The 328-nt window shown below is 36.6% G+C and carries 1 protein-coding gene; it reads right to left on the reverse strand.

The features are described 5' to 3' along the window. Positions 1-92: 92 nt before the first annotated feature. The coding region (locus ACYVTD_RS18660) for a hypothetical protein (protein WP_461249077.1) at positions 93-328 on the reverse strand (236 nt) is incomplete at its 5' end.

Genomic DNA, 328 nt, shown 5'->3' on the forward strand with positions numbered 1-328 from the left:
TTAATCGTTGTCATCTTTTTTCTCCTTTTTTGCTTTGTACCATTTTGAAAATCGCTGTATTTGTTTTGCGCCTCCATTATTCATTTTCCCCCTTAATAAACTTTCCGTTGCTTGTTGTCTTTCGTCATTTCCTTATACATGATTAAAGGCTTTCCCTTCGCCCTGCGTTTCATATACTCCACATACAGCCCCGACTTTTGGGGTTTCATATATTTCGGTTTCGCATTGGAAACCCACCAGTTATATAATTCATCTATGCTCAATTTCTTCGGGTATTTTTTATTGACCCATTCCAAAAGTTCATCATCCGAAAAACAGATTTTTAACG

This window comes from Treponema sp. R6D11 (genome assembly GCF_054786075.1).